Origin of the sequence: Treponema denticola (genome assembly GCF_024400535.1) — a bacterium.
GTDB lineage: Bacteria > Spirochaetota > Spirochaetia > Treponematales > Treponemataceae > Treponema_B > Treponema_B denticola_C.
Map to the genome: position 1 here is coordinate 1,156,097 of NZ_CP038800.1, position 16,323 is coordinate 1,172,419.

The window sequence follows — 16,323 nt, forward strand, 5'->3', positions numbered from 1 at the left end:
ATGAGTATTATAGATTTATTTAAAAAGAAGCAAAATGTAAACAATATTTTAAAAGAAGGCTTAAATGACGAAAAGCGGGATATGATAAGAGGTGTTGTAGACTTATCCGATACGGCAGTTAAAGAAGTTATGATTCCGCGTATTGATGTAGATTTTTTAGCTCTTGACACGCCTAACGATGAAATCTTGGATAGGATATCTGAAAGCGGCCACTCCCGATTTCCGGTTTATGATGAATCTATCGACAATGTTATCGGGATTCTATATGTAAAAGATATCATTAAAAATTTAACAAAGAACCAAAAAATTGAACTTGACAAAATTGTACGGCGTGCATTTTTCGTTCCCGAATCCAAACGCATCGATGCTCTTTTAGCTGAATTTAAAAGGAGGCATATTCATATAGCTGTTGCAGTTGATGAATATGGGGGTGTTTCAGGTATTGTTTGTATGGAAGACATTATTGAAGAAATTGTAGGCGATATACAGGATGAATTTGACAATGAGGGTGAGGATATTACCGAAATAGCCTCGGGTGTCTGGCTTTGCGATGCCCGTGTCGATTTGGATGACCTAGCCGAAACTATTAAAACAGATGACCTCCCCGTAGACGAGTTTGAAACATTGGGCGGATTTGTATTTGATTTGTTCGGAAAAATACCTGCAAAATACGAAAAGATTGAATGGAAAGATTTTGATTTTATCGTACAGGATATGGACGGACACAAGGTTAAGACTGTTAAGATTGTTAAAAATAAAAACTCTTTTGAGAACTAGTAGTAATAATGGACTGAACAATATCACCGGTATAAGTTTATTGCAACAATACCGATAATATGATATGATAGGCTTATTCTTTTTACGGGAGGGGAATAAATGAAAAAGCTTTTTTCCGGATTTTTATTTATTGCTTTATTATCATATGCTTTATTTTCAGATTCTGCCGATTTATATCAAAAAGCTTCCGAATATCAAGCTAATGAAGATTGGTATGCTGCTATTGAGATGTATCAATCAGCATTAAAAGAAAATCCTTCATACAATCTGGTATATCAGGGATTGGCCGAGTGCTTTTATGCATTAGATGAGTATGACCAAGCTTTGTCCTTTGTAGAAACCGCAAGAAAATATAAAAAGGATGCTCCCGATTTAAAAAACCTTCATGGTTTTATCCTAATCGGCCTTGGAAAGATTGAAGAAGCTAAAAAGCTTTTTACTGAAGTTTTACAAAAATATCCCAATAACTCCGAAGCCCGTTTCGGTTTGGCTGAAATAGAAATTGCTCAAGGAAGATTTTATACGGCTTCGGAAATTTACAAGCAAAATCTTCAGCGTCAAGGGGAAAACCGCAAAGCTCTTGTTTCTTTAGCCCTGGTAAGCTACGAGGCAGGAAATATTTCTCAAGCAGAAGAATATATAAAGCGGGCCTTAAAATATCATGGAGATAATCCTCAAGTTCATTATTTTGCCGCCTATTTATATGCTCTTAAAGGTAATCTTGAAGAAGCTGAGGGCCGTATCTACTCCGCTGTTAAACTTAAACCTGATTATGATGATGCTTATGCTCTATTAGCTTCAATTTTTTATGCTCAAAAAAGATATGAAGAAGTAATAAAAATTTCCGATATGAGAATATCAAAAAAAAGAGACCGCTCTGACGCATGGTATTTAAAAACATTGAGTTTGAGACGGCTTAATAGATATATGGAAGCGATAACTTCCGCCAAGGTAGGTCTTTCTTTGGATGCGGATGATGAAATAATGCGCTGCTTATTGGAAGAAATTGCTATTGAAAATCTTAATTTTGAAGACTCATTCCGAATGGAGCTTTCAAAATATCATGCTGAAAAAGCTCTAGGTTTTGCCAGACGGAATATGACGGAACAAGCTCTTTATGAGTATAGACGGACTTTAAAAATATATCCTTATGATGTTGAAAGCCGGGAATCTTATGCTTCTATTTTACTTCGCTTAAACTATCCTGAACGGTATTTGGAACAGATGCTCTTTATTCAATCTATCGTTAAAAGCAATAACAGGGTAAATGATGCCGTCGAAGCTTATGAAAAACACCTTTTAAGCTCAATTCAGGCTAAGTGGCGTATAGATCCTCTTTATTTAGATAAGGGGCATATCTCCATAGGTTTATTTTATTCTATGGAAAGTACGAATGTCTTGCATCCTGAAGCCGAGCGGATTACTCAAATTCTTACCTCGGATATTTTTTCATATAATCCCGGAATCAAAATAACTTCCTATTCGGATAAGCCTGTATCCTATCGAGAGGCTGCAAAAAAGTCACGGACTGAAAATGAAGACTATTTCGGTATTATACGCTTAAAGGAAAATCAAAGGGATATTCAAATTATATTGGAGTTATATGTTTCACGCACAGGTTCGCCTGCAAAAACATTTACCGTTTACCGCTCAGGAAATGATAGATTTTCAAACGGTATAAGACGGCTTTCTTCAATGCTCAATGAGGCGATGCCCATCGTAGGTAAGCTCATAAACCGCTATCAAAATGAGGCCGTTATCGACATAGGGAAACATGATTCTGATTTTAAGGATTTAAAAATTGCCGTTATACGCAAGGGCCGCTTGATTATCGAAAAAGAAGGGCTGGGCATGGTCTTTGACCCTTCAGACTTATTGGGATATTTTGAGCCTTCAAAGTCTGAAGAAAATTTATCTGAAGGAATTTTAAAGAGAAACGGCTACTATGACAGAATGAATGTCGGAGATTCCATTATTCTTTTAAGAGAAGATAAAGAAGGAAAACAAAGCGATGATTATGTAGATTACCGCCAAAAAAATTCGCTTTTACTTTTACTTCTTAGACGAATTCGCTAGTTCCAACAGACAGTGATGAGCCCATTCATTTGCTTGAGTAGGATACATATCTTGAGCAATAAGAAATTCCAAGAGGGCCTTATCATACATGTTTTGGAAAAAAAGAGTTTGACCTATATAAAAATGAGTTCTGGCCGAAATACGGGATGTTCTTCGTATTCTTAAAAAAGCATCCAATTCATTTTTGCATTTTTGCCAGTTTTTTGTATAAAAAAAATCTTTTAGGATTCGCTGCAGTTCCATGCTTTCCCCGCCGTCAGGATTTTTTTTGTCATCAGGGAATATGTATGGGCTTATTCTTTGAGATGAAAGAACGAATTCTCTATAGTCCCTTTTTTCGGCTGTTAGAGCGTTTATAATCGTTTCTGTTTGAGATGAAAAGTATGCTTCTCTTCGTTTTACTTGTTTTTCAAGATTTAAAAAGGGCAGAGGTATGGGCCGGTTTTGAGCCGAGCTGTGTATCTTTTGAGGTTCACCGGTCGAACCGAAAATTTCTACCGGACTATTAATAGTATTTACTCCATTTATGAATTTAATTTTTCCTGAGGCTATTTCATTTTCTTCTGCAATTGCGTAGTAATAAGGAATTCCGGGGATAGGGTAGTCAAAAAAAGGGAGACCGTCATCGGTAATATTTGCAATTGGAACAGCCTCTGCAAGAGAGGCTAGTGAAGAAAAACTGCTTGTCGAGCGGTATAGTATTAAATTTTTCCCCTCAGGTTTTGCCTTCCAGTCCAGCATGACCGATTTTTCCCTTACAAGAACCGAAAAGGAGATAAAAGAGAAATTGTCTTCTATTTCTTGAATTGGGACTTCATTTAGCGATTCTATCTTATCAGATCCGGTTTTATCCGGAGTTACCTGAATTAGTTCTTCTTCAGTAAAACATTTAAGACCTAAAATAAATAAAAATATAATAAACCCTTTCTTCATATCCTATATTTTCGGCCTTTTTTTAAAAAAAATCAAGAGCCTGATATTCTTTCATTTGAGTATTTGGTCTGCCGTTTTGCATATCTTGAATAAAACTGATTTTCGTAATAAAATAAAGCTTTATGAAAACCGGTTTTATTGCCGAGAGGGCAAAGCAGCTTAAAATTTCTTCTCTTTCTATTTCCGAAGGCTTACGCTCAGGCGGCTTCAGCTCAGCTTTTCGCGGGCAGGGAATTGAATTCGATTCGGTACGGGAATATGAAACCGGAGACGATGTACGCTCTATAGACTGGAATTTAACGGCCAGAAGCGGGAAGACCTATGTTAAGATGTACCATGAGGAAAGAGATTTAAGTATTTTTATCTGCGTAGATTTTTCCCTTTCGATGGAACCGGGCCTTGATAGGATAAAGCCTAAGGAAAAGGCGGTAGAAGCCGCAGCTCTATTGGCCTTTGCAGGTGCGAATATTTTTTCTCCTGTAGGAGCCTTGTTTTTTGACGGCGAAAAAGGTCCCTTGTTTATTCCTAGAACGGGAGAAGAGCATATTTTGACCATATTAAAATCTATGGAAGATTTTGCCTTTTGCAAAAACCGAAAACATGTAAGGGGAACCCGTCTTGCATCTTCTATAAGGGCTGCTTCAAAGATTCTCCGCTCCCGTTCCTTGGTTATTATAATCTCGGATTTTAAGGTTGAAGGCTATGAAAAACCTTTGGGGCTTTTGGCTGCAAAACACGATGTCGTATGTGTAAAAATAAACGGTTCTATCGATTCTTTTTTACCTGCCGCAGGCTCAATTCAGTTTAAAGACCCTGAGACTAATTTTAAAATGATTTTGCCTACAAGCTCAAAACTTTTTCAGATGGAATATAAAAAAAATTTTACTGAAGATGTGCTGAGATGGGAGAACACTTGTGCACATTCTCTAGCAAATCCTGTTTTACTCAATGTTACTGATGATGCTGTAAAAGTATTGGGGAACTTTTTTTTGTCCAAACAAAGTAACCGGCGTATTTTAAAAAATACCATAGGGCGGTTGGGAGCTGATGTATGGAAGGCATTTTAATTCCGCAGCAAGTATTTGTCGGAGATACTGCCGAATTTTTACTTCCTCTTTCTGCTCTCAATTCTTTTGAGCCTTATATCCTTGAGTCCGGCTCTTTTAGGATAAACAGTATAAAGCAGAATTCTTTTATGGAAGTAACTTCTATTCAAATTAAAAAACAGGAAAAAAAAGAATATCTTTCTATAAATTTTATACCTTGGGAGACCGGTTCTATTTCTTTTCCCTCATTGAATGAAGCGGGAATTCAAGATTTATTGCCTCAAGTTTTTATTTATTCGATATTGGAAAGCTCAAATGTAGAAGTGTTACAGCCTCCCCGTCCTCCGATTTTAATTCCCGGGACTAGTTACTTACTTTATATCATAGCTTCGGTAAGTACTGTTATGATATTTTCAGCAGTAATAGTTTTTTCTGCAATTAAAAAACATTTTTTTTCATATTCTTTTTCGAGGGCTCAAAGGATCAGAATCAGAGCTTTGAATAAATCTTTAAAGAAATTAAAAAAGCAGATAGATTCAATTTCATCCCTTGAAGGAGAAGAAGTAATTGTAAAACAAAAAAATTGGCTAAAAAATTTTGAGTTTGCATTTAGAAAATATTGTTTTAGTTTAATTTCATCTGAAAGCCGTCCTGACTTATCGCAGAACCGGCTTTCCGATAGGTCAAACCGGTTTAAATTTAACGAAGGAGAAAGTCTTACTTATTCTGAAATATTAAACGGTCTTAAAAATGAATTCAAAAATACTTATGGTGCATACTTTGAATTTGAAAAGCTTTTTTTTAGGCTTCAAACATTCCGCTTCGGTAATGCCGATCTAAAAAAAGTAAATTTTGAGATGGAAGGAATGAGCTTTTTAAGTGAAGCCTTTAAACTTATAAAAATTGCCGAGTCTGAAATTAAAAAAAAGTTGGACACAAAACAAAAAAAAGAATTAAAAATACAAACAGAAAAAGAAGAGGTACCGAATGATAAGCTTTAATCATCCCCTTTTATTTTTGTTGTTTTTACTATTTCCCGCTTTCTTTATATTAAAAAAAAGCGGTTTTATATCTATCCCAAGATTGGAATTAAATCTGATTAATTTTAACGGATTATTACCTAAAAAAAATACTCTCATGGAGTTTGGAAACTTCTTATGTTATTTTACTTGGTATTCCGGGATTATTCTTTTAATAATAGCTTTAGCAGACCCAATCAGCTTTAAAACAAAACAGGTTTATACCGATTCCGGAAGTTCTATTATGTTTTTAATAGATATAAGTCCCTCGATGGCTGCAAAGGATATGAATGGAGAGCCTAGAATCGAAAGCGCAAAAAAAATTATAAGAAAATTCGTTTCAAAATATCCCGGAGATTCTTTCGGCTTAACGGCCTTAGCAAGTTCAGCTGCCTTAATTGTTCCTCCTACAATCGATCATAAAGTTTTTTTATCCCGTCTTAACTCTTTAACGGTTGGAGAATTAGGGGATGGAACTGCAATTGGAATGGGGCTGGCCATTTCTTCAGCTTATATGGCAAAGGCTAAGACAAATTCTTCTTACATTATTTTGCTTACCGATGGAGAAAACAATACGGGTGAAATAAATCCGAAAACTGCGGCCGAGTCCTTAATAAAAAAGGGTATAGCTTTTTACATTATCGGAATAGGAAGTTCCGGGTACACTACATTGGAATATACCGATAAACAAACGGGCAAAACTTATTCGGGTTCCGTTATTTCAAAATTCAATGAATTTGAATTAAAGAAAATTGCTCAGTATGGAAACGGCAAGTACGCATCCGCTTCTTCCCCTGAATTACTTGAAAGCGTATTTAGTACTATCTCAAAACAGGTTCCTGCCGCCCAATCCAATTTTACTCAAATAAGCGAAGAAAACTTATACATTTATTTTTTAGCGGCCTCAATATTTTGTTTTGTTCTTACATGGATTATACGGAGAATTTTTATGAGGGTTTCTTTATGATTTCTTTTGAACACCCTGTTTATTTATTTTTTATTTTATTGTTAATACCTGTAACGGTTGTTTTTTTTCTAAATATCCGAAAGATAAAAAAAACATATTTATATTTAGAAAATACAAAAAACATCATCAAAAAAGCGAAACGGCGTGCTCTCCTTTTTTCCTTTGCTTGGTTGTTTTTGATTTTAGGTTTAGCTTGCCCTCTTTGGGGCTCTAAGCCTATTTCGGTTAGGCGTAGAGGCGTTTCGGTTATGTTTGTGGCTGATGTTTCAAAAAGCATGAAGGTTTCAGATATAAAACCGAGCCGCCTTGCAGTTCAAAAGCAGTTTTTACGGATATTGCTTGAAAAACTGGGACATGATAGGCAGTCCTATGGACTTGTCCTAACAAAGGGGGTTGGTGTTTTATCCGTTCCTTTAAGCTTTGAAAAACATGCTTTATATTCAGCTATAGATGCCTTATCACCATTGATGCTTTCTTCTTCCGGTACAAACCTTGAAGCCGGAGTTTTACGCGCTTTGGATTCTTTTGGGGAGAACAGAGGAAATTCAAAGATAATTATTTTATGTACTGACGGCGGAGAGACCTCAGGTTCTCTTTTGCATGCTGCAGAAATAATTAAAAAGACGGATGCTGTTTTTATAATTGCGGGATTTGGAACTTCAGAAGGAGGCAAGGTCAATGTTCTGGATGAAAATGGAAATTCAAGCCTGCAAGATTCAAGGCTTGAAGAAGATTATTTAAAAAAAGTAATTCAAATAGCAGGCGGTGAAAGTATGTATGTTCAGGCCCTGAGCGCAGGCTCGATAGAAAAAATTGTAAAGTTGATAGGTTCAGGGACAGACGGTATCGAAAAAATGGTGTATATTCAAGAGCCGGTAAAAAGGAATTTTGAAATGCTTTTTATAGCTTTTATTTTTTTATGCTTAGGCGGTTTATCATTTTATGGCAAAAATAACTAAAATAATCGGTGTTATGCTTTTTATTTTTTTTGTATCTTCTTGTACAAAAAATGACAATGTTAAACTTAATTTTCTTTCAGGATATATTGCATGGAAACAAAATGATTGGAACAAGGCCTCTTCAAAATTTTTTACTTGTATTGATTTAACTCAAGGAACTAAAGATGAAGAGATAAAAATGTATGCAGACTTTGCAATAGGTTCTGTTTATCTTATGCAAAATGAAGATGTTTCTGCTCTTTCTCGTTTTGATGGAATACGGCTTGGATCGGATAAACAATTAGATTCGAATATTTATTATCAAAAAGGAATTATTGCTTTTAAAAACCAAGATTATTTAAATGCCGTAATGCTTTTTAAAAAATCTCTTGAGCTCGAACCTGACAGTATAGATGCTAAAATCAATTTTGAGCTCAGTATGCGTTATTTAAAAAAACCAAAAGATAAACCTCAAAGTACTGAAAATTCAGGGGTTTCAGAGCATGAAGAAGATGATCCCTCCGATCGGGCTATTTTAAATTTAATACGGAAAAAGGAGAAGGAGCAATGGCGCAACAAGAATCAAGAAAACAAAATCTCGCCGGCATTCGATTATTGATTTTATATTTTTTGTTATTTTTTAATTTCTTTTTTATTTATGCAAAAATTGAAGATGATATCGAAATGTCTTTTTCTTCAGGACCGCTGTTTATAGATTCATTTTTTGAGGTTAAAATAAAACTCGATGAATCGTCATTATACTCTTATAGGTCATCCGATACACCGCGGCTGATTATTCTTGATGATGAAGAAGTTCTTGAGTTCGTAGATTCAAGTATCAGCTCTTTATACGGAGGCGTTTTGATCACAAATAAATATAAGCTAAAAAAAATCGGTTACTTTGAGCTTATTCCATATTTATCTTCAGGAAACCACCAGACAAAACTTAAATCTTTTTCTATTCATGTTGAGCCGCCGGCTCTTTCTACTGAGACTCTGTTTAAATGGAAAATATTGGATGCCGGTAATTATTCTTCTGTAGATAAAATTATACAGGGCGAAAAATATTTGATTGTGCTTACCGGTCTTTTTTATGACTATTTTCAGCCTTCCGGTAAAACATCCGGTTTGGAGATTAATTGTCAAGCTCCTGAACATTCTATATTAGAAACGGCTAAAAATATTGATTTAAAGACTTATGAGCCGGCAGAAACAGGATGGAGAGCCGTAGCTTCTTTTTTCTGGACTCCTCTTGAAGCGGGAGAAAGAAGTCTTCCTGTTCCTCAAATAAGTATTTCCTCTTCCGAAAAAAACATACATAAAATTTACATGAGCGAAAAAAAAGTATTTGTATATAAGGGCAAAGCTATAGGCTTAGAAGAAACTCCGGAAGAAAAAGAGGCGTATGCAAGTTTAATACCGGCTTTACAGTCTCAAAAAGACCTTACCATGCAAAAATCTTCAATAGACATTTTGGCTGACTTTGAAAAAAGAACTGAAAAAGCTTTACAGATAGCAGAGCTTCGTTCAAAGGAAGCTAATCGGCTTTTCCCGGGAGAGATAAAACGCCTAAGGCTTGAATATGAAAAAAGTTTAGGCCTTTCAAAGACATTTCCTGTTCACTCTTCAATATTAAAAAAAATATTATATGTTTTATTTTTTATACTTGTTTTGGGGACTGTATATTTTATAGTTTTTTATAAAAGAAAAAATATATTACTGATTATGTTTTTTGCAGGGGGGCTTATTGCGGTCTCTGTCCTTAGTTTGATTTTATTTTTTTACTCAGGCAGGTATAAAAGAGCCGTTTATATACCTACTAACCATTATGAAGCCTCGGTTGTTTATCATATTCCTGAAAAAAGCGGGACTATCGTAAGTTCTTTACAAATAGGTGAAACCCTTATTATAAAGCAAAGGACAAAAGATTGGTTTTTTGTTGAAAAGAATGACGGTACGGGCGGATGGCAAAAAAAGAGCGAATTTATTATAAGCGATTAGGAGACTTGTATGAGTAAAAATTTTGGAGACATTTTAAATGAATGGGATAGAATTACTGGAAAACCATACGGCAGAAAGCAAATCAAAAAAGATAAACGGTCTAATAAAGATGTACAAGATAGGCTTATAAAAGAAGAGAATAAAAAAAAGGTTAATCCTATGGAGCTTTGGCTAAGGCGGTACGGCGTTGACGACAAAGATGCTCGAGAAGCTTCGGCTTGCCGGGACTATGCAATGGAGCGAAAAATGCTGCGGGATATGCGGCACGAAGATGCGATCGACTTACACGGTATGACCCGTGATGAGGCGGAAGCAGCCTTAAATATATTTTTTGAGAATTCAATACGCCGAGGCTTAAAAAAAATTTTAATCATCCACGGTAAGGGAAACCATTCCGGAGGAGGGGCTGTTTTGGCTCCATTTGTGCGCTCTTATCTTGAAAAGCATAAAAGGGCCGGTGAAACAGGTCATCCTAAAAGTGCGGACGGCGGAACCGGTTCAACTTGGGTTATATTAAAATAAGCTTATACGCTGTTTCGATCAATATTTTTTAGTTCTTCTTTAGATAAAGGCCTCTTTATCATTGTACTGTCCGCCTTTGTCTGTATAATTACTGGATCTCCGGAAGATTTTCTTTGTCCATAAAGCTGTATAATAGGAAAGCGGGGATCATCAGGATTTACATCTATGACTTTCCCGATTTTACCATTGGAAAGATGTACATACATTCCTACAGGATAAAATGATAAGGAGAACAGAAGAGCTTTTAAGATAGTTTCATCATATTGGTTATTAGTGTTTTTTATCATTTCCACAATACCTGAAGAAGCATCTTGGGCTTCTTTGTATGGGCGGGGCGAGGTAGCGGCTTCATAGGAACAGGCTACGGCTATTATTTTTCCATACATTGATATTTTTTCCTTTGTAAGCCCTCTAGGATAACCTAATCCGTTTTCTCTTTCGTGATGCTCTAATGCCCCTAAGCATATCGGCAGGGAAAATGATGATGTTTTTAGGATGTTATAAGACAGAACCGGATGTGTAAATAAGGCTTTTTTACCTTCTTCGCTTAAGGGGGCATCATACATATAGTATTGAGGCGGAAGTCTGAACATGCCTATTTCATGTAGAAGACAGGCTGCTCCAAGTTCTATTAGCCTGTGAGGAGGCATTTTAAGTTGAACTCCTATAATAATTGCAAAAATTGAAGATCTAAGCGAGTGCATTACCAAATAGTTTGTAGGAGAGCAGTATTTTTGCATTTCTATAAGAAGGATTAACTTTTTATCGTTTTTTACAAAATCGCATAGTTCTTTTACTTTATCAAAAACAATGCGCGGATCTAAGATTTTTTTCATTGTATAATCGGTAAAGATTTTATCCGTAAATCTTAAAAAATCCCAGAATTTATTTTCGATTTCTTCCATCATTTCTTTTTGCTTTTTTAGTTTTTCGGAAATAAGTTCGTTTTCTTTGGTCGAATCCAATACATCTTTGTCTGAAGCTTCGGATTTATTTGTTTTGACAGTCATAAAACTTGATGGTTCGCCGTCAGAATATAGGAGAGAAAAATCCCATTCACTTAAAATAGCTTTTAACTCGGCTGTAAGAGGTGTTTCTGGGATTAAAAGCAAAAATTTCTTGTCTAAATAAACATTTTTATTAAAAAATGATAAATCTTTTGTCTGTTCGGCATTATAGGTATTCACTTATTTGCTCTCCTGTAGTACAATATACATATATAATTATAAAGGATTTTATATGAAATTAAAAGTAGTATTTGTTATATTTAATATCGTCTTAATTTTATTATTGTTTACCGTTTTCTTCCTGCCCTTATTTTATGCTGACGGCTCTTTTATGAGAGAGTTTTGGAAGGCAAACTGGTTTTTCGGGCCGATATTTTTTGTTCTCATAATCTTTGTAAATATTATGTTTTTAAAAAATAGACCTATGATACATTATATTGAGAATGAAGACTGGTCATCATTGGCTTCTTATCTTGAATTGCAAATTTTTACTAAAAAGAAAATTACATATAAAAATTCAAAACTCTTAGCTGAGGCCCTGCTTCTTTTAGGAGATTTTTCTTCCATGAACAAGCTATGCTCTTTTTTGCAGGAACATAAACCTAAATATTTGTCAAAACTTGCTCCCAAATTTGCCTCTTCAAAGATGATTTCCGGAGATTATCAGGACCTTTTTGAATTTACTTCATCTTTGCCTGTTGAAAAGACAAGGGTAAGTGAATGGATGGCCTTTTATTCGGCACTGGCCCTTCAAATGCTTAAAGACTATCCAAAAAGTACCGTATTGTTTAATAAGGTATCCGAAACTGTAAAGGATCCTTTAATAAAAAGCTTAAGTACATATTTTGCGGTTAATGTCCTCAAGAATTATTCAGAACTTACACCTGAGGAAATAAAAGAAAAAGAGCTCCTTTTGTGCTCAAAGATAAATAAGCTTTATACTAATGAAGACTGGAAAGAATATATAGAATCGGAAAAACAGGAAATACATGTAATGATTTTAACAAAAATAATAGATGATGTTACTTCGTGGCTCTTCTTCTAAATTCACCAAGTTGTTTTCGTCCTATAAATTTATAAGATTTTTTAAAATTTTACCGAACCTGAAAACAAGTTATAGTCTAATTCTTGGAAATCTTCCAAGACATCATCGGGGTAGGGCGGCGTTTTGCCTCTTTTTACCCTTTCCATTGCCGATTCCCAAAGAATAAGAGAATTTGTATCAAGCTTTTCCTGCTGTTCCAAGGCCATGCTTCTATAAGGGTGCTTATGAAGCGGAATATTTCCTGCCATGGCATGGTTTAAGAGCTTCCAGTTGGAATGTATTAAATCCCTTACCGTCTTAAAAACTTCATCTCGGGAATCCAAAAATTTAAGGGCATAACGGTTTTTTAAGCCCGTTCTATCTTCTTCATAGAAGGCCTTAACTTTAGGGTTATTTGTAATAATAAGTCTTTGATTAGTTTGTGAATCTTTTTGCATATCTTGTGTTTTGGAAATAAAAGTAAAGATAAAGGGCAGCTTAAGCTGCCCTTTTTAGTGCTTATTTGTACTGACTTGCGTCGTAGGGGAGGCCCTTGTTATAGTCTCGTAAGACTTTAGCAACGGTTCCGCTTAAGAATAGCAAGGCTATAAGGTTCGGTATAACCATGATTCCGTTAAAGAAGTCGGTCAATTCCCAAACCAAGTCAATCTTAAGCAAGCTTCCGACAAAGATGAAGATAACTACCAGAAGCTGATAGGGAATAAGTCCCTTTGTTCCGAATAAGTATCTGATGTTTGTTTCTCCGAAGTAGTACCAACCGATGATGGTTGAGAAAGCAAAGAAGAAAAGACATACGGCAATGAAAAGATAGCCGAATGTGGATCCGAACAAGTGCTGTGCGAAAGCTTCTTGAACGAGCTTAATTCCCTTCATTGTGGCTTCGCCTCCTTCAAATTGTACAACGCCTGAGCTTAAAACGGTAAATACAGTAATGTTTAAAACGATGAAAGTGTCTATAAATACGGCAACGATACCAAGTACACCCTGTTCTACGGGGTGTTTTACGTCGGCAACAGCGTGGGCATGAGGTGTAGAACCCATACCTGCTTCGTTAGAGAAAAGACCTCGTGCAACACCGTAACGTACTGCTCTTCCCATTCCGAAACCGAGAGCTCCGCCCCAAACAGCCTTGGGATTAAATGCACCTTTAAAGATCATAGCAAACATTTCGGGGATCTGAGCTGCATTGATGATAATGACTATAAGACCGACCACAATGTAAACAATAGCCATGATGGGAACTACTTTTTCCGTAACCGAAGCAATTCGCTTAACACCGCCCATGAAAATAATACCGGCAATTACTGCAAGAACTGCACCTGTAATCCATGTAGGAATATGGAAAGCATTCTGGAAGGCATCCGAAATTGAGTTAGCCTGAACCATGTTACCCATGAATCCGAGAGCAAGAATGATGGCTATGGCAAAGAAACCTGCAAGGAATTTTGCAAAGCCTTCTCCTACCTTATTTTTTAGACCTGCAGAAATATAGTATGCAGGACCTCCTACTGTTTGCCCCGAATCATCCTTTGTTTTGTAAATTTGAGCAATAGAAGCTTCAGCAAAGTTCGTTGCCATACCTGCAAGAGCTGCAAGCCACATCCAGAAGATAGCTCCGGGACCGCCCATGATGAGGGCTGTCATGGCTCCTACTAGGTTTCCTGTTCCTACCTGTGCTGCAATAGCTGTAGCTACAGCTTGGAAAGAGCTCATTCCGTGCTTTCCGGCTTCTTTTCCGCTTAATGAAAAGTTACCGAAAAGGCGTTTCCAGCCTGCTCCGAATTTTGTAAACTGTACTCCTCCTAACCGGATTGTAAAGAACAAACCGGTACCGCATAGAAGCGGAATGAGGAAGTAAACACCCCAGATAAATCCGTTAGCCGACGAAACAAGGCTTGTAAGATTTTGTAAAAATTGTTCCATAGTGCGATTAAACTCCTTTTACGCATATAGCGATATAGACTTGTTAAAGACAAGCGACACTAACTATACAATCAAAATTACAAGTTGTCAAGATATTGATACGTAAAAATAAAATACTTTTATAATTATGTTCACTTTTTTATATAAAATAACTTGACTTTGAACGTTGTTTTTGTATAATGTAGATGTATGAAAAGAAGATACTTTCAAATTATAAAACTGATGCAAAAAGATAAGGATATTTCGCAAAGAAATATTGCTAAGACCTTAAAAATATCCTTGGCCTATGTGAATAAGATTTTATTTGATATGGAGCATGACGGTTTTTTGTATACCGAAGGAGTTCCGCCTTTTGGGAAAAAGCGGCTTACGGAAAATGCCTTAAAAGCTTTTGAGGAATGTAAGGTGGATAATGCAATTATTATGGCTGCCGGTTTCGGCTCGCGTTTTGTACCCTTAACCTATGCAACGCCTAAGGGCTTGTTGGAAGTATTCGGTGAAAGAATGATCGAAAGGCAAATTGAACAGCTGAAAACTGCCGGCATTAACGATATAACTATAGTCGTAGGCTATTTAAAGGAAACCTTTGAATATCTTATAGATAAGTACGGTGTAAAATTCGTATATAATCCTGACTTTAAAAATTAAAACAATCTTTCGACCCTTTACCATGTAAGAGATGAGCTTAAAAGCACCTATATTCTTTCAAGCGATAATTGGCTTAGGGAGAACATGTATCATTCCCATGAATATGATTCATGGTATTCTTCCGTTAAGGTAACCGGCAAAACAAAGGAGTGGATATTAAAGCTAGGTCTGCACGATAAAATTATGAGCGTAAAAAGTGGGAGGCCGAAGCGGCTGGGTTATGTACGGCCCCGTCTATTTTTCAAAGGAGTTTTCGGATAAGATACGTCCCTTGATTGAAGAAGCCTATAAAAGAGATGATACGGACGATTGGTATTGGGAAGATGTCTATATGAGGAATATAAAAGAGCTAACCATGTTTGCAAACAAGCAGGGTGAACATCAGGTATATGAATTTGAATCTCTTGACGAAATTCGCCTCTTTGATTCATCTTATCTTATTTCCTCCCATGATAAATGGCTTGAACTTATATCGGATGTATTTAAACGTCCTGAGCACAGTATTACAAATCTAAAGCCTCTTAAATTTGGGATGACAAACAAATCTTTTTTGTTTGAATTTGAAGGTGAAGAATATATTTTTAGAATACCGGGAGAGGGGACCGAAGCTCTTATAAATAGAAAGGAAGAATATGAAGTCTACAAGGCTATTTCTCCTTTAAATTTAAGCGATTCTATTATTTACTTTGATCCTGAAAAGGGGGTAAAAATTACCAAGTTTATTCCCAATTCCCATACTGCGGATGCCCGTAATCCTGAAGACTTAAAAAAATGTATGAAGGTAGCCCGCCGCCTGCATGAGTCCGGCTTAAATGTTGCCCATTCCTTTGATCTTCGTGAACGGATAAATTATTACGAAAAAATTGCAAACGAAAAAAAACGGTATTTTATATCATGATTATAATGAGATTAGAAATTTAATGAATGAGCTTTTAGAATTGATTGAAAATATGGAAAAACCTCACGTTTTATGTCATATAGATCTTGTGCCTGATAATTTTATAATTAGCGACGATGATGTGCATTTAATTGACTGGGAATATGCGGCTATGTGTGACCCTCTCATAGATATAGCAATGTTTGCTATTTATGCCTACTATGACAATACCGAACTTGAAAATTTGATGGAGCTTTATTTTCAAAGAAAGCCTGAAAAAGATGAAAGGCTTCGTATCTATTGCTATGTCGCTCTTTCGGGTTTTTTATGGGCCCTTTGGACTTGTTATAAAGAGGCGCTAGGCGTTAACTTTGGAGATTACGGTTTAAAGATGTACCGGTATGCAAAGGATTATTATAAAAGGGTAAAGGAAATACGATAAACATTACGGCTTGAAATACAAGCCTCCATGTTTATCTTCGAGTTTTGTGCTGCGCACAAAACATCGTTATATTTTATGCAGTTTGTAAACAAACTGCTTGAA

The 16,323-nt window shown here is 36.0% G+C and carries 17 protein-coding genes; 13 read left to right on the plus strand and 4 right to left on the minus strand.

What is annotated here, in order from left to right:
* Together E4N78_RS05250 and E4N78_RS05255 are read left to right on the plus strand one after the other, a co-directional pair.
* Entirely contained in the window at positions 1-777 is a 777-nt protein-coding gene (locus tag E4N78_RS05250; RefSeq protein ID WP_255811987.1) for a hemolysin family protein, read from the plus strand.
* 99 nt (positions 778-876) lie between these two features.
* Positions 877-2,853, plus strand: coding sequence for a tetratricopeptide repeat protein (locus E4N78_RS05255; RefSeq protein WP_255811988.1), 1,977 nt, complete (start codon positions 877-879; stop codon positions 2,851-2,853).
* Here E4N78_RS05255 and E4N78_RS05260 read toward each other — a convergent pair.
* Entirely contained in the window at positions 2,830-3,786 is a 957-nt protein-coding gene (locus E4N78_RS05260) for a tetratricopeptide repeat protein (RefSeq protein WP_255811989.1), read from the minus strand. The genes E4N78_RS05255 and E4N78_RS05260 overlap by 24 nt on opposite strands.
* Positions 3,787-3,908: 122 nt before the next feature.
* Between E4N78_RS05260 and E4N78_RS05265 the strand changes: the two genes are divergently transcribed.
* The 7 genes from E4N78_RS05265 to E4N78_RS05295 are packed head-to-tail and all read left to right on the plus strand — an operon-like array spanning position 3,909 to position 10,279.
* Positions 3,909-4,853, plus strand: a complete 945-nt coding sequence (locus tag E4N78_RS05265) for a DUF58 domain-containing protein (protein ID WP_255811990.1) — start codon at positions 3,909-3,911, stop codon at positions 4,851-4,853.
* Complete coding sequence (locus E4N78_RS05270; RefSeq protein WP_255811991.1) at positions 4,838-5,833, plus strand: hypothetical protein; 996 nt, start codon at positions 4,838-4,840, stop codon at positions 5,831-5,833. Before E4N78_RS05265 ends, E4N78_RS05270 begins: the two co-directional genes overlap by 16 nt.
* Positions 5,820-6,818: a VWA domain-containing protein gene (locus tag E4N78_RS05275; RefSeq protein WP_255811992.1), complete on the plus strand. Its 999-nt coding sequence runs from the start codon at positions 5,820-5,822 to the stop codon at positions 6,816-6,818. Before E4N78_RS05270 ends, E4N78_RS05275 begins: the two co-directional genes overlap by 14 nt.
* Positions 6,815-7,777: a vWA domain-containing protein gene (locus E4N78_RS05280; protein ID WP_255811993.1), complete on the plus strand. Its 963-nt coding sequence runs from the start codon at positions 6,815-6,817 to the stop codon at positions 7,775-7,777. Before E4N78_RS05275 ends, E4N78_RS05280 begins: the two co-directional genes overlap by 4 nt.
* Positions 7,761-8,375, plus strand: coding sequence for a tetratricopeptide repeat protein (locus E4N78_RS05285; RefSeq protein WP_255811994.1), 615 nt, complete (start codon positions 7,761-7,763; stop codon positions 8,373-8,375). The genes E4N78_RS05280 and E4N78_RS05285 overlap by 17 nt, the downstream gene beginning before the upstream one ends.
* A complete protein-coding gene (locus E4N78_RS05290) occupies positions 8,324-9,757 on the plus strand; it encodes a hypothetical protein (protein WP_255811995.1) in 1,434 nt (477 codons plus the stop codon). Before E4N78_RS05285 ends, E4N78_RS05290 begins: the two co-directional genes overlap by 52 nt.
* A 9-nt stretch (positions 9,758-9,766) precedes the next feature.
* Positions 9,767-10,279, plus strand: coding sequence for a Smr/MutS family protein (locus E4N78_RS05295; protein WP_255811997.1), 513 nt, complete (start codon positions 9,767-9,769; stop codon positions 10,277-10,279).
* Positions 10,280-10,281: 2 nt separating this feature from the next.
* Here E4N78_RS05295 and E4N78_RS05300 read toward each other — a convergent pair whose 3' ends face one another.
* A complete protein-coding gene (locus E4N78_RS05300; protein ID WP_255811999.1) occupies positions 10,282-11,466 on the minus strand; it encodes an HD-GYP domain-containing protein in 1,185 nt (394 codons plus the stop codon).
* A 52-nt stretch (positions 11,467-11,518) separates the two neighbouring features.
* On the opposite strand from E4N78_RS05300, the gene E4N78_RS05305 reads away from it, so the two are divergent.
* A complete protein-coding gene (locus tag E4N78_RS05305; protein WP_255812001.1) occupies positions 11,519-12,331 on the plus strand; it encodes a hypothetical protein in 813 nt (270 codons plus the stop codon).
* A gap of 41 nt (positions 12,332-12,372) precedes the next feature.
* Here E4N78_RS05305 and E4N78_RS05310 read toward each other — a convergent pair whose 3' ends face one another.
* Both E4N78_RS05310 and E4N78_RS05315 read right to left on the minus strand, forming a co-directional pair.
* Positions 12,373-12,768, minus strand: coding sequence for a GrdX family protein (locus E4N78_RS05310; protein WP_002668535.1), 396 nt, complete (start codon positions 12,766-12,768; stop codon positions 12,373-12,375).
* A 61-nt stretch (positions 12,769-12,829) separates the two neighbouring features.
* Positions 12,830-14,254, minus strand: a complete 1,425-nt coding sequence (locus E4N78_RS05315; RefSeq protein ID WP_255812004.1) for an alanine/glycine:cation symporter family protein — start codon at positions 14,252-14,254, stop codon at positions 12,830-12,832.
* A gap of 189 nt (positions 14,255-14,443) precedes the next feature.
* Between E4N78_RS05315 and E4N78_RS05320 the strand changes: the two genes are divergently transcribed.
* The 3 genes from E4N78_RS05320 (at position 14,444) to E4N78_RS05330 (ending at position 16,221) form a co-directional block, all read left to right on the plus strand.
* Positions 14,444-14,902, plus strand: a complete 459-nt coding sequence (locus E4N78_RS05320) for an NTP transferase domain-containing protein (RefSeq protein WP_255812006.1) — start codon at positions 14,444-14,446, stop codon at positions 14,900-14,902.
* A 196-nt stretch (positions 14,903-15,098) separates the two neighbouring features.
* The gene (locus E4N78_RS05325) at positions 15,099-15,800 is read left to right on the plus strand and encodes a hypothetical protein (RefSeq protein ID WP_255812007.1); all 702 of its coding nucleotides are present in this window, start codon (positions 15,099-15,101) and stop codon (positions 15,798-15,800) included.
* A gap of 22 nt (positions 15,801-15,822) precedes the next feature.
* Positions 15,823-16,221, plus strand: a complete 399-nt coding sequence (locus E4N78_RS05330) for a phosphotransferase family protein (protein WP_255812008.1) — start codon at positions 15,823-15,825, stop codon at positions 16,219-16,221.
* Positions 16,222-16,323 lie beyond the last annotated feature (102 nt).